Origin of the sequence: Mariniflexile ostreae, from assembly GCF_042427585.1 — a bacterium.
Lineage (GTDB): Bacteria > Bacteroidota > Bacteroidia > Flavobacteriales > Flavobacteriaceae > Pseudalgibacter > Pseudalgibacter ostreae.
In genome coordinates, this window is sequence record NZ_JBHMFC010000001.1 from 114,662 (window position 1) to 127,503 (window position 12,842).

The 12,842-nt window shown below is 35.6% G+C and carries 12 protein-coding genes; 3 read left to right on the forward strand and 9 right to left on the reverse strand.

Annotated features, from left to right (window positions below; genetic code table 11):
* Positions 1 to 55 precede the first annotated feature (55 nt).
* A complete protein-coding gene (gene trpS / locus ACFFU9_RS00510) occupies positions 56 to 1,024 on the forward strand; it encodes a tryptophan--tRNA ligase (protein WP_379859397.1) in 969 nt (322 codons plus the stop codon).
* A gap of 25 nt (positions 1,025 to 1,049) precedes the next feature.
* On the opposite strand, the gene dprA is transcribed toward trpS, so the two are convergent.
* Positions 1,050 to 2,153, reverse strand: a complete 1,104-nt coding sequence (gene dprA / locus ACFFU9_RS00515) for a DNA-processing protein DprA (protein ID WP_379859398.1) — start codon at positions 2,151 to 2,153, stop codon at positions 1,050 to 1,052.
* A gap of 102 nt (positions 2,154 to 2,255) precedes the next feature.
* Between dprA and ACFFU9_RS00520 the strand changes: the two genes are divergently transcribed.
* Positions 2,256 to 3,194 (forward strand): HU domain-containing protein, encoded by a 939-nt coding sequence (locus ACFFU9_RS00520; protein ID WP_379859399.1) that lies wholly within the window; start codon positions 2,256 to 2,258, stop codon positions 3,192 to 3,194.
* 95 nt (positions 3,195 to 3,289) lie between these two features.
* Here the strand turns inward: ACFFU9_RS00520 and ACFFU9_RS00525 are convergent, their stop codons facing one another.
* Positions 3,290 to 4,312: an acyl-CoA dehydrogenase family protein gene (locus tag ACFFU9_RS00525; protein WP_379859400.1), complete on the reverse strand. Its 1,023-nt coding sequence runs from the start codon at positions 4,310 to 4,312 to the stop codon at positions 3,290 to 3,292.
* A complete protein-coding gene (gene pnuC, locus ACFFU9_RS00530; RefSeq protein ID WP_379859401.1) occupies positions 4,281 to 4,886 on the reverse strand; it encodes a nicotinamide riboside transporter PnuC in 606 nt (201 codons plus the stop codon). Before pnuC ends, ACFFU9_RS00525 begins: the two co-directional genes overlap by 32 nt.
* A gap of 280 nt (positions 4,887 to 5,166) precedes the next feature.
* On the opposite strand from pnuC, the gene ACFFU9_RS00535 reads away from it, so the two are divergent.
* Positions 5,167 to 5,676 (forward strand): acyl-CoA thioesterase, encoded by a 510-nt coding sequence (locus ACFFU9_RS00535; RefSeq protein WP_379859402.1) that lies wholly within the window; start codon positions 5,167 to 5,169, stop codon positions 5,674 to 5,676.
* A gap of 222 nt (positions 5,677 to 5,898) precedes the next feature.
* Here the strand turns inward: ACFFU9_RS00535 and ACFFU9_RS00540 are convergent, their stop codons facing one another.
* The 6 genes from ACFFU9_RS00540 to ACFFU9_RS00565 form a co-directional block, all read right to left on the reverse strand.
* Positions 5,899 to 7,137: a murein hydrolase activator EnvC family protein gene (locus ACFFU9_RS00540; RefSeq protein WP_379859403.1), complete on the reverse strand. Its 1,239-nt coding sequence runs from the start codon at positions 7,135 to 7,137 to the stop codon at positions 5,899 to 5,901.
* Positions 7,134 to 7,910, reverse strand: coding sequence for a lipoprotein insertase outer membrane protein LolB1 (gene lolB1, locus ACFFU9_RS00545; protein ID WP_379859404.1), 777 nt, complete (start codon positions 7,908 to 7,910; stop codon positions 7,134 to 7,136). The genes ACFFU9_RS00540 and lolB1 overlap by 4 nt, the downstream gene beginning before the upstream one ends.
* A 14-nt stretch (positions 7,911 to 7,924) precedes the next feature.
* Complete coding sequence (locus ACFFU9_RS00550) at positions 7,925 to 9,286, reverse strand: tetratricopeptide repeat protein (RefSeq protein ID WP_379859405.1); 1,362 nt, start codon at positions 9,284 to 9,286, stop codon at positions 7,925 to 7,927.
* 218 nt (positions 9,287 to 9,504) lie between these two features.
* Positions 9,505 to 10,524, reverse strand: a complete 1,020-nt coding sequence (locus ACFFU9_RS00555; protein WP_379859406.1) for a sugar phosphate nucleotidyltransferase — start codon at positions 10,522 to 10,524, stop codon at positions 9,505 to 9,507.
* A 99-nt stretch (positions 10,525 to 10,623) separates the two neighbouring features.
* Positions 10,624 to 11,058 carry a dUTP diphosphatase gene (gene dut, locus ACFFU9_RS00560; RefSeq protein ID WP_379859407.1) on the reverse strand — a complete coding sequence of 145 codons (435 nt, stop codon included), beginning with the start codon at positions 11,056 to 11,058 and terminating at the stop codon, positions 10,624 to 10,626.
* A gap of 62 nt (positions 11,059 to 11,120) precedes the next feature.
* Positions 11,121 to 12,584, reverse strand: a complete 1,464-nt coding sequence (locus ACFFU9_RS00565; RefSeq protein WP_379859408.1) for an oligosaccharide flippase family protein — start codon at positions 12,582 to 12,584, stop codon at positions 11,121 to 11,123.
* Between the last annotated feature and the right edge of the window lie 258 nt (positions 12,585 to 12,842).

The following is a 12,842-nucleotide window of genomic DNA, read 5'->3' on the forward strand; positions in this document are numbered from 1 at the left end:
ACAATTCTATTAAAAAATCTACCTTTGCACCCAGAATTAAATTTGAGTTAATACTATGGCACGAATACTTACAGGCATACAGAGCACAGGAACACCGCATTTAGGAAATATTTTAGGAGCCGTTATTCCAGCAATTAATATGGCTAACAACCCTAAAAACGAATCGTTTTTATTTATTGCAAATATGCACACCTTAACCCTAATTAAGGATGCAGAAACTTTAAAACAAAACACTTACGCTGTTGCGGCTACATGGTTGGCCTTTGGTTTAGATATTGAAAAGACCGTGTTTTACAGACAAAGCGATGTACCACAAACAACGGAATTGGCTTGGTATTTAAATTGTTTTTTTCCATATCAACGCCTCACACTCGCCCATAGTTTTAAAGATAAAGCCGATAGACTGGAAGACGTTAATGCTGGGTTATTCTCTTATCCTATGCTTATGGCAGCAGATATTTTACTATATGATGCAGAAATTATTCCTGTTGGTAAAGACCAGCTACAGCACATTGAAATGACCCGTGATGTTGCCTCGCGTTTCCATGCTAAAATGGGTGACGTTTTTGTATTGCCTGAAGGAAAAATTCAAGAAAACACTATGCTTATTCCGGGAATTGACGGTGAAAAAATGAGCAAAAGCCGAAACAACACCATTAATATTTTCGTAAACGACAAAACATTACGCAAACAAATTATGGCCATTCAAACAGATAGCACGCCGCTTGAAGACCCAAAAGATTGGAGCACCTGTAATTGTTTTGCTATTTATAGCTTATTAGCCAACGATGCGCAATTAGCAACAATGAAAGCGCATTACGAAAACGGCAATTATGGTTATGGCCATGCTAAACAAGCGTTATATGATTTGGTTGTAGATAAGTTTGCTGTAGAACGCGAACGTTACAACTATTATATGGCGAACCTAGGCGAAATTGATAAGGCCTTAGCTATTGGTGCCGAAAAAGCGAAACGAGTTGCTAATGACGTTTTAAAACGGGTTCGCGACAAAGTGGGGTTTTAACAGGTTTTCGGTATTTGAACAAGCTTTAAATCAATTCGAACAATTTTCCGGGCAAGGGCCTAACAACCCCTTTTAATTCCATATTAAGCAATACGCTAGCCACTTTAAAAATGGGCAAATTACACGCAATAGCAATTATATCCAATTGCTGCTTATCTTGTTCTTTTAAGAAATTAAAAATTACTTTTTCGGTATCATCCAGCTCAACAAACAGCTGCTTTTGAATGGCAGGCTTTTTTGTTGGTCCTAGATCCCAATTCAAAATATAAGGCACATCTAGTGGATTTGAAAGCATGTGCGCCTTTTGATGTTTTATTAAGTTATTGCAGCCTACACTTTGGTTATCTGTAATTCTACCAGGAACTGCAAAAACGTCACGATTATAAGAGTTGGCAATATCGGCCGTTACCAAACTCCCGCCTTTTTCTGCAGATTCAATAACAATGGTCGCTTCACTTACCCCCGCAATAACCCTATTTCGCTTTAAGAAATTCTGTTTATCAAAATTGTCAAAACTTGTAAATTCCGTAAAAAAACCACCTTGCTTTTCTACCTCTAACATATACTTTTTGTGAACTTTAGGATAAATTTGATTAAACCCGTGCGCTAAACAAGCTACCGTTTGCAAATTATTTTTCAAAGCGGCCTTGTGCGCTGTAATATCTGCTCCATAAGCAAAGCCAGAAACTATTACAGGATTATAAGGCACGAGTGTTTCAATTAACTGTTCGCAAAACGCCATACCATAGGTGGTTATTTTTCTAGCCCCAACAATACTGATAATACGTTGGTTTTTAAGATGGATATTACCCGTTTGGAACAAGAGAAGAGGACCGTCTATACAGTGTTTTAGCTTTTCGGGATATGCATCGTCCTGAAAAAACATGTAACGAATATCATTATCCTTTATAAACTGGATTTCTTTTTCGGCAACAGCCAAGTATTTGGTTTGCTTTAAATCGTTTAAAAGTGTCGTTCCAATACCATCAATTTTAAGAAGGTTCTGTTTTTTTTCTTTTAAAACCGCTTCAGCAGTTCCACAATGGGATATGAGTTTTTTAGCGGTTATGTCGCCTATCTGCTGAACCTGTTGCAGCGCTAGTGTATAAAGTAAATCATTTTCGGTCATCCTATAAATTTGATATTGAGCATGTCATATGAATTTCCTACAATGTTAATAAATAGTTAGCTGTTAATTATATCTACACATATAATTTTTTAACTTTGTTCTATGCAATTAGAAACTTACATCAGCGATTTATTATACCGGTATGACTGTGTTACAGTTCCAGACTTCGGTGCTTTTTTAGCACAACGTGCTCCGGCAACTATTCATGAAAGCACCAATACGTTTCATCCGCCAAAAAAACAAGTAGCGTTTAATGAGCAGATTCAAAAAAATGATGGCTTATTAGCACATTACATTGCAGATGTTGAGAAAATCCCTTTTGAAGTCGCTTTGGAAAAAATCCAAAAACGCGTTCAAATTATCAAGGGCTTTTTAGCACAAGGTGAAACTATTACGTTCACTAATATTGGTGATTTGGTACTTAACACTGAAGGAAAAGTTGTATTTGATCCGTCTTATAATCTTAATTACTTGACCGATGCCTTTGGTTTATCACAATTTACATCTCCAAAAGTAACACGCGAGGTTTATAAAGACACTGTTGAAAAGATTGAGAAAACAATTCCTATAAACGTAACTCGAGAAAAGCACAACTCTAGAGCGTATTTAAAATATGCTGCCGTTGGGCTTATCGCTTTAACCTTAGGAGGTTTTACGGCCTCTAATTATTATGTTAATCAAATTGAAGCGCATAATCAATTAGCACAAGAAGAGGCCTCTTTACAACTAGAAAACAGAATACAACAAGCCACTTTTGTTATAGACAACCCTTTACCTGCTATCACTTTAAATGTTACCAAACAAACAGGAGATTATCATATCATTGCGGGCGCTTTTAGAATGGAGGAAAACTGCGACACCAAAATCGAACAACTTAAATTACAAGGTTTTAAAGCCAGAAAAATTGGCGTTAACAAGTATGGGTTACATGAGGTGGTTTATGCCAGTTATGAAAATCGTTTAGAGGCCTTAAAAGCCTTACGCGAGATTAAGCACAAACACAATAAAGATGCTTGGTTATTAGTGAAAACATTAGATTAATATTTTATAGATATTAATTTAAAAAGCAGTACTAGAAATTAAAATTTTTAGTACTGCTTTTTAAATTTAGAGCCTTTTTATACAGCACTTCAACCTTATTTCCTACTAAAAATATGATGCTGTGTCGCCGTGAAGTAATCTCTAAATATTTGGTTCAGTTTTTGGCTTTCACTACAGGCTCGGATGCCCAATAAAGGGAATATATTAATAATGGTTTCTGAAAATGTTTTTACCGAATCGGAAGCTTCTTGATGTATTTCCTTTATCCAAATTTCAGGTAAATCATGCCCTAATCGGATCTCGTTTTCAATTTTTAAAGCATATTCTTTTACTTTTATATTGGCCTTTTCTATAAGTATGCCAAAATAATCTAATCGGCTTTTATCCATAAGCACCTGTTTCGCTTCTTCTAGAAAATGGGTTGCCATACCAATATAATTTACCCATAATGTTAAATCTGCAAATACAGCAAAATGAATTTTAAAGATAGGATGCTCATGGTATCGTTCTTGATAAATAAAGCTATAAGAGGCATCTACCCACTTATTGTTCACCTTAAAAGAATGCGTCGCTGTAGCTTTTAAGCCCATGGTATTCCAGTCTGGAATAATCTCTACAGCGTCTTTATCAATTACAAACGAACGCACCACAGGAGCACCGTCTTTATCCACTAAAGGCACTCCATTATCAATAATCTTAGCACTTAGCGTGAAATGCGTTAAATAAGGGGCTCCAGTAGCATATTTCCAAACTCCGGAGAGCACATAGCCACCATCTTTTTTTTCAGCAGTACCAAACACACCGCCACTACCTCCAAAACAAACAGGCGTTTTAGGGTTTAAAAAAACAGCATCGACCGTTTCTTTTTTCAAATTTCCGAAGAAAAAATTAGCCCCACTACAAAGCGTTACCGTCCATCCTAAACTTCCATCGTACTGCGCTAAACACTTAAGTTTTTCTAATCCTTTCGACAAGCTCATCTCCAAACCGCCGTGCGATTGTGGGACCCATAAGTTCCAAAGATTTTCTTGAGAAATCCAATTTAAAACGTTTTCATTAAACACCTCTTGATTCAAATCTGAAGTATTAAGCTTGTGCATGCGCTCTTGTAGTATCATTATTAAGTATTTTTTTCCATTCTATATAAGCCGAGACTGCCACAATAAATAAAAAAACCGTTAAGCCCGCATATATATATAGACCTTTATAAATTAACAAGGGTATTGCAATAAAATTGCTAATATTTAAATAGACCCAGTTTTCTATTTTTCGTTTCGCCATTAACCACATGCCCGCCCATGCAAATGCACAAATTATAGCATCCCAAATAGGCACATCCGAATTGGTGTGCTGGCTAAGCCAATACGCCATAAGTAAAAAACAGCCAAGCACTATACCTATAGCAATACCTTGTTCCTTTTTATTGGAACGAGAAATAGGAGCCTCCTTATTTTGTTTCCCCATTTTCCAATAAAACCAGCCATAAATACTCATAACCAGATAATAAAGACTTAAAAGAATATCAGCATATAAACGTGTTTTGTAATGCACCCAAATACTGATCAATATTGAAATAATACCGAACAGATAATTATTAACATTGTTCTTTCTGGCCAATAGCACTTGGGCGACCCCAAAGAAAGTCCCAAGCCATTGCAATACAGTAAGGTGTGTAAGTAATTCCGTTATCATCTTGTATCTATTAGACTAAAAAAAAGATGATACAAGACGAAAATACAATTGTGCATTTTAATCAAAATCCCTACGTTGGCATTATCCAAATCAGGTATGGAGCAGCGCTCCTGGGTATCATCTCAGCCCTATACATAGAGCACCCCTTTAGCGCTGTAAAGATACGCAAACCAATGGGGATGTATCCTTAATATCAAAACAAAAATTAGATAGTTATTGGATTCCCATTTTCTAAATACTAAAATCGTGTATCTTTACATTTTCATAAAAAAAACAGATCATGCAAGCTAAATCACCCAGAGAATCTCTTACCATTTCAACCGATATGGTTTTACCAGGAGAAACGAACCCGTTAAACAACTTATTTGGTGGCGAACTGTTAGCTAGAATGGATCGTGCTGCTAGTATTTCAGCAAGAAGGCACTGTAATCAGATTGTAGTAACCGCCTCTGTAAACCATGTAGCGTTTACTAAAGCCGTTCCTTTAGGTAGCGTGATAACCGTGGAGGCCAAGGTATCTAGAGCTTTTAAAACATCTATGGAAGTGTTTATTGATGTTTGGGTGGAAGACACGGCTTCTGGCGAAAAAATGAAGGCTAACGAAGGAATTTATACATTTGTTGCGGTAGATGCGACAGGCAAACCCACCGTCGTTCCTAAGATTTATCCTGAAACTGTTAGTGAGAAAGAGCGATTTGCTGCTGCCTTGCGACGAAAACAATTGAGTTTATTATTAGCTGGTAAAATAAAGCCTCATGACGCTAGTGAATTAAAAGCTTTATTCGATTAATATTTATAGCGTTACACTCGCGATAGCTATCGGGAGTGTCGGGCTTTCACTACTCGCTTCCTCCTGCGTCGGCGAGCTCAAACATGCCGTTCTATCCCTAACGCGACTACCCGCATTGTTCCATATTACAGTTTATGTTTTAGGGTAATCTGAAGTATCCGCATCTCAAGTCATTCTCCACAATCGGATTAAAACCTTACAGGTTAAGATTGTGGGCAGCATTTACATTTTATAAATCCAAGATGCTGGATTTTGAGTCTCAATTTCTTTATAAACACTAAAATACAGAAGCGTTTCGCCGTTATTCGGACTCGTAAATACTTCACCTATCTCCTGTTTGGTGCCTACCTTATCACCTTCTTTAACACTAACAGATTTTAAATTTTTATATGCCGTGATATAGTTACCATGACGAATCATCACAATGGCATTGGCATTCTTTATGACCACTACTCGCGTGACTTCTCCATTAAAAACCGCTCTTACTTTAGCGCCCTTCTCTGTAGCTATACGCACCCCATTACTTTTTATGGTTAAGGACTTGTTTACAGGATGTGGTTGTGTGCCATACTTAACAGTAACATAGCCTTTTTCTACAGGCCAAGGTAGTTTGCCTTTATTGGCGGTAAAATTCGATGCCAATACTTTTTCTTCTGCTGTTAATGAAAACGTCGAGGAGCTTGAGCTTGACGCTACAGTTCCTGTCTTTTTTCTAGATTTAGCCATTTCAGCCCTAATAATAGCATCAATCTCTTTATCAATTTTATCTGCTTCTTGCTGTTTCGTTTTAATTTGAGACGCATAAATATTCAGATTTTTATTTATAAAAGCAACCATTTCCTGATGCTTTTTACGCTCTGCTTCTAGCGTATTCTGTGTTTCCCTATTTTCAGCAATTAATTTCTTCTTGGTATCTTGTTGTTTTAATAAATCTTGATTTATTTTTTGCAATTCTAAGGTTTTCAGCTTAATTTCTTCCCCTTGTTGCTTCTGATGGTCTGAGTATTGTTTGATGTACTGCATGCGTTTATAAGCCTGCTTAAAATCTTCGGAAGACAACAAAAACATAATCCTACTTTGCTCGTTCTTACTTTTGTAGGACTTCACAATCATGGCCGCATAATTTTTCTTAAGCCGTTTTAATTCTTCTCTAAGATCGGTTATTTTCTTTTGATTATTATTAATTTCCCTAGTTAGTAAATTGGCTTGCTGATTAGTTACTTTAATCAAGTTCGTTAATACACTAATCTTATAATTAAAGCTTTCAATTAAAGATAGTTGCGATTTTTGTTTGGATTTATTTTCAGTCTGTAACTGGTTTATTTTCCTAATTTCTTGTCGTAGTTCTTGACGTCGTTCTTCGAGCTGCTGTTGTTTGTCACTCTGCGACAAAACAGTCGTTCCGCTCAATAAAAAGACTGCTAAAAAAAGGAATTTATATATCGTTTTTATACGTATCATTTAAGCTCAATAAGGTTATAGCCAGAAGGAATGCTAAAAGGAAATCTTAAATCCTCGTTCAAAGATATACTTTTAAATTCTAGCTTAATAATCATTTCTTTTTCACCTTCTACAGCCATTACTTTTATTTTCTCAGGAAACACCTGCTTCTCAACCTCTTGATGGGATAAATAATCAATTTGCAAATGCCTGAACGTCTTTAATTGTGTAATTTGCTGAGATTTCAACTTAAATATTGAAGGGTCCATTATTAAAAACAATTCAAATAATTCTAACTGTTTTTTAGGTTCCAGAACATAGGTTTCCTCCAGAACAGATGCTTTATAATTACGGTCGCTTACATCATATAACGCTTCACCTATCAATAAATTTTGAATCTTTTGAAAATCAAGTTCGGTACCTAATAAATCACTTAAATATTTAAAATCCCCTTCAAAATAGGTGTTATCTAATTTATTATAAAAACTAAGCTTTTCAGGGGTAATGAGTGCTTTTACGATTGAAATTGGTGTAGACATCAATAAAATCTGCTTATCCTTTTCCACGCGAACATTAACCGTGTAGCCACTGCTTTTTTCACCATCAGCAATATCAATTCTAACACGAGAAGCCAGTGTTTTAAACTCTGGTGTTTGTTTTAAATGTTCTTTAACGACTTGTTTTGTGGATAGATTTAGATTTTTCTCACCAGGTGCAATGGTTCTTGTAGATTTACAGCCAAAAACTAAAAAGCCTGCTAAAAAGATATATATAAGATGTTTATTACTGAACATAATAGTGCTAGAAATTAATTAGAGCCCATTACTTTACGGGCTTTATCTGTAAACGATTTCGCTTTAATAGTATTGTTCAATTGGGTGTAAGCGGCACTCAATTGATTGTAAAAATCGACTTCCATTTTTGGGTCATCAATAATATAATCCAAACCGGCCTCAAGGATATCCACCGCTTTTTGTTCTTGGTGCAATTGGTTTAATGCTACGCCATTTATAAGATAAAAAATAGGTTGCGAAGGAAATCTTTGCAAGGCTTTATCACTTTGTTCTAAGGCAGCATCATAGTGTTGCAAATCGATATGCAATAACATCACATTGCGCAAGGCAGCAAAATTATCGGGCTGCACCCTTAAGGCCGCCTCGAAATAACTTAATGCTTTGGCTTTATTCTCTATTTTTAAATAATACTGCCCTAATTCTAATAGGGTTTTCTCGCTATTGGTTGCTTCAACCAAAGTGGTTGCCTCTACCAGGTCCGGTTCATATTTAGGATGTGCTTTTACAAAATCTATAAAGTCTAATAACACTTTTTGTTTCGCATCTGGCTTTATTTGCGGACTTTTAATCACAATTTTCATGGATTCAATAGCTTTTTCGGTCTCCTTGTCATCCAAATAAAATTTATATAGTGCTAGATGCACCATTTGCGAGTTCGGATTTGTCTTTAGTAACTCCTTTGCTGTTTGAAAAGCTTTTTTAGTTTCATTATTTTCACTGTAACGGAAAATAAGCGCTAAATAGTTGGACTCCTTATCTGGGTTGTTCTCAATACGCCCTTCTAAATTTTCAATCTGTTCTTTTTTACGACCAGTAACCTCATAAATCTGGTTTCGCATCAAATCCCTAGACACCGAGATTCCAAACTCGGCATCCATACCATCTAAAATCTCTAAAGCATTACTGTATTTTTTTTCTTTAAAATAAAGTGATGCTAGGTCTTCTCTATAATCTGGGTGATATGCCACCAGTTGTTTCACAATTTTAATGGACTTTTTCGTATCCTGCTGAGAAACGTAAAGCGCATACAGTTCGTCTAAAAACCATTCGTTATCTGACGCTTTACTCACTGCTTTTTTTAAAGCACGCTCGGCATCACCAAAGTTCTTGAGTTTTACGTAGATTTTACCAAGTTCGAAATATAAAACAGGCACCGCATTATCAATGTCGATACACTTTAAAAGCGCTTTGGCCGCTCTGTCATAATTCTCTATGCTTTTTTGCTTTAAAGCCTCAAAAAAGTGTTCTTGAAAAGCATCTTCATAATTACCTAAATCGTCTTCTGGTTTTTTATTTAAATCTACTTGAGCATAGTTTAGCTGCGGAAAAAAAACTATTCCGAAGATAAGAAAGAGTATGTAGATGCTGTGTTTCATTTACTTTTTATTCTGCTGGCCTAAAATTCTCTGAAATGTTTAAAGTCGCATATAGTTTTGAAAATTTAAAATAAGGCGCTTCGCTTTACTCTGGCATGGCAAACTGTTATCTTCTTGATAACAAACTACCTGGCTCTAAATATTAAATAACGTCATTTGTATATATTGAAATGCTTCAACTTTATTATGATTGAAAAGCTTAGACATACAAAACACTTTTATTCTAAAACAGAATAGTCCCCAATACTTACAGCTTTAAAATGGCCATCGAACGTTACATGATTTCCAATCATCGCCTGGTCTAGGTCTGCATTTTTAATAGTGGTATGGCTTTGTATCAAACTATTTTTAAGCGTTGAGTTTTCAATAATACTATCATTTCCAATAGAAACAAAAGGCCCAACTGTTGTGTTTTTCAACACGACATGTTCACCAATAAAACAAGGCTCTATAATTTTTGAATTTTCCAATGTTACTGAAGCGGCTATCAATGCTTCATCGCCATCTGCCTTTAAAAACCCTAGCATTCTCTCATTCGTTTCAATGGTTATCGCTTTGTTTCCGCAGTCCATCCATTCTTCTACCGTACCTGTTTTAAATATTTTACCATCTGCCATCATGCGCTTAATACCATCATTAATTTGGTATTCGCCTCCATTCTTAATGTTTTCATCTAAGATTTCTTGTAATTTCTCTTTTAAAACGGCAACATCTTTAAAATAGTAAATTCCTATTACAGCCTGATCGCTAACAAATGTTTCTGGTTTTTCTACAAGCTCTACAATCTCTTCATTAACATTTAGTTTTACAACACCGTAAGCCTCAGGATTATCCACTTGTTTGGTCCAAATAACACTATCTGCCTCAGGATCCAAATCAAACTCTGCCCGAATTAAGGTATCGGCATAAGCAATTACAGCTGGGCCAGAAAGAGATGGTTTAGCACACATGATAGCGTGCCCCGTACCTAAAGGTTGATCTTGTCTATAAATAGATGCTTTAGCACCTAAGCTTTCTGCTAAAGCTTCTAGGCTTTTTACTACATCGTCTCCAAACCAAGCAGGGTCTCCTAACACAAAAGCGATTTCCTCAATAGGTTGTTTTAAAACTTTAGCAATGTCTTTAACAAGTCGGTGGACAATAGGTTGCCCAGCTACAGGTATTAATGGTTTTGGCACTGTTAAACTGTGTGGGCGTAAACGCGAACCGCGTCCTGCCATGGGAACTATTATTTTCATACAAGTTTACGCTTAGAGCGTGTATATTTTTAATTAAACTTTTTTCTTAATTCGGGTGATACGCTTATTTCATTATAAAGTAAAAACGGCGTTCATCAATTATGTTCTTCCTGTACTGCCAAAGCCTCCTTCGCCTCTCGAGGTTTCAGAAAGTGTTTCAACCTCTGTCCATTCCGCACGTTCATGCTTTGAAATGATTAATTGTGCTATCCGTTCGCCGTTCTCTATTTTAAAATCTTCATTGGAAAGGTTTACAAGAATCACACCAATTTCTCCACGATAATCGGCATCTATGGTTCCGGGAGCATTTAAAACCGTTACGCCATGCTTGGCAGCCAAACCACTTCTTGGTCTAACTTGAGCCTCTACCCCAATTGGTAGTTCGATAAATAAGCCGGTTTTTACAATAGCTCGTTCTAAAGGCTTTAGCGTTATAGCGTCTTTTATATGCGCACGTAAATCCATTCCTGCAGACGCTACGGTTTCATATTTCGGCAAAGGATGACTGGATGTATTTATTATTTTTATTTCCATAATTCGATATAAAAACGTCACTTACCCATATTAAGTATATGGTTCGCTTCGCAGTACATAATCTAATTTTTATTCAACATTTTCTTTATTTCGTTTATTTCTAAAACATAAACAACGCCCAAAAATACAATTAACATCGATATTCCAATAACATAATTACCTCTAAATTGGTAAAATGATAATAGCGATAAGCCAATAGACCCTACTAAATACAAGCCTATTTTTTTTAGGTTATAGGGTATGGGATAATATTTTCTTCCATAATAATAAGAAAGTAGTACCATAGACGCATATGCAGATAACGTAGCAATAGCTGATGCTTTATAACTAAACTCCTTTATAAATAAAATATTGATAACCAAGGTGATTACAGCACCTATTATGGAAATATAAGCTCCGAATTTAGTTTTATCTGTAATTTTATACCAAACCGATAGATTATGATAAATGCCTAAGAAAAAATTGGCCATTAAAATAATGGGGACTACCCACATGGCTTCCCAATAAGCTTCACCCCTAACGATTATTGGTTTTAATATATCGGCAAAAACCACTACCCCAAGTAAAATAATAGCCCCAAAAGCCACAAAATACTCTAAGATTTTTGCATAATTTTTCTGTGGGTTCTCTGATTTGGAATGGCTAAAAAAATAAGGTTCGATCCCCAATCTATATGCCGTTGCAAACAAAGTCATGAATAACGCCAACTTATAACACGCTGAATACATACCAATATGGGTGTCTGCAATGTTTTCTGGCAGCAACTCCTTTAAAAGGATCCTATCGAAAGTTTCATTTACCGAAAAAGCAACACCTGCAATTAATATAGGCAATGCATAACGCATCATACGTTTCCATAATGCGGCATTAAACACATATTTAATTTTAGTATAAAACGGCATCATGAACAGAAGCGTTACACCGCTGGCAATTACATTAGCTATAAAAATATAGCTGATTTCAAAATTTGGTCTGTAGATGCTTTCAAAAACCGCATAATTCGCTGCTAAATCTTTTAAAGCTAATAAGAAAAAAAGATTTAAACTTAAATTGATTGCAACGTTCGAAATTTTAACGATAGCATAGCGCATAGGTTGCTGTTTGGCCCTTAACCAAGCAAAAGGAATAATAACCAAAGCGTCAAAAAGTAAAATCCAAATAACCAGATTAACGTACTTTACATCGATATTTATTAGTGATGCAATGTACTGTTGGCACCATAAGGCTATTACAAAAAAACCAAAGGAGGATAAAAGAAGAGATATAGTAGCAGTTCCTGTAACGCTTTTTTCATCATCTTCTTTATTGAAGAATCTAAAAAAAGCAGTTTCCATACCGTAAGCTAAAACAACATTAAACAACACGAAATATGAAAAAATAACAGAAATTTCACCATACTCGTCCACCGAAGACAGTACGCCATCTGTAGTATAAAGCGGCACTAATATAAAACTCAACATTCTAGGAAGCACTGTGGCCATTCCATAGATAAATGTTTGCTTAAAAAGAGATTTTATTCCACTCAAAGATTGGGTATTTAAAGTGTTAAAAGTACGGTTTTAGAAAGCACAAAACAAAGATAAGTTATTGTGTTCGAAAGCCTGTTTTGGTTTTAAATTTTACAGAAATAATATATTAAAAACTAATGTATAAAAAAACCTAACTCGTAAAGTTAGGTTTGGTTATTTCTACTATAAGACCCTTGAGTTTTGTTCAGGGCGCTAATTCGTTTTTATTTAAAATCTCGCTACGCCTAATTGTTTAATGCTTCCGCCTTTTTGAAA

Excerpts from the sequence above, each read along its gene's own strand:
- ACFFU9_RS00550 (WP_379859405.1), bottom strand. The coding sequence starts at position 9,286 with ATGAAACACAGCATCTACATACTCTTTCTTATCTTCGGAATAGTTTTT.
- trpS (WP_379859397.1), top strand. The coding sequence starts at position 56 with ATGGCACGAATACTTACAGGCATACAGAGCACAGGAACACCGCATTTA.
- pnuC (WP_379859401.1), bottom strand. The coding sequence starts at position 4,886 with ATGATAACGGAATTACTTACACACCTTACTGTATTGCAATGGCTTGGG.
- ACFFU9_RS00555 (WP_379859406.1), bottom strand. The coding sequence starts at position 10,524 with ATGAAAATAATAGTTCCCATGGCAGGACGCGGTTCGCGTTTACGCCCA.
- ACFFU9_RS00535 (WP_379859402.1), top strand. The coding sequence starts at position 5,167 with ATGCAAGCTAAATCACCCAGAGAATCTCTTACCATTTCAACCGATATG.
- ACFFU9_RS00540 (WP_379859403.1), bottom strand. The coding sequence starts at position 7,137 with ATGATACGTATAAAAACGATATATAAATTCCTTTTTTTAGCAGTCTTT.
- ACFFU9_RS00525 (WP_379859400.1), bottom strand. The coding sequence starts at position 4,312 with ATGATACTACAAGAGCGCATGCACAAGCTTAATACTTCAGATTTGAAT.
- lolB1 (WP_379859404.1), bottom strand. The coding sequence starts at position 7,910 with ATGTTCAGTAATAAACATCTTATATATATCTTTTTAGCAGGCTTTTTA.
- dut (WP_379859407.1), bottom strand. The coding sequence starts at position 11,058 with ATGGAAATAAAAATAATAAATACATCCAGTCATCCTTTGCCGAAATAT.
- ACFFU9_RS00520 (WP_379859399.1), top strand. The coding sequence starts at position 2,256 with ATGCAATTAGAAACTTACATCAGCGATTTATTATACCGGTATGACTGT.
- dprA (WP_379859398.1), bottom strand. The coding sequence starts at position 2,153 with ATGACCGAAAATGATTTACTTTATACACTAGCGCTGCAACAGGTTCAG.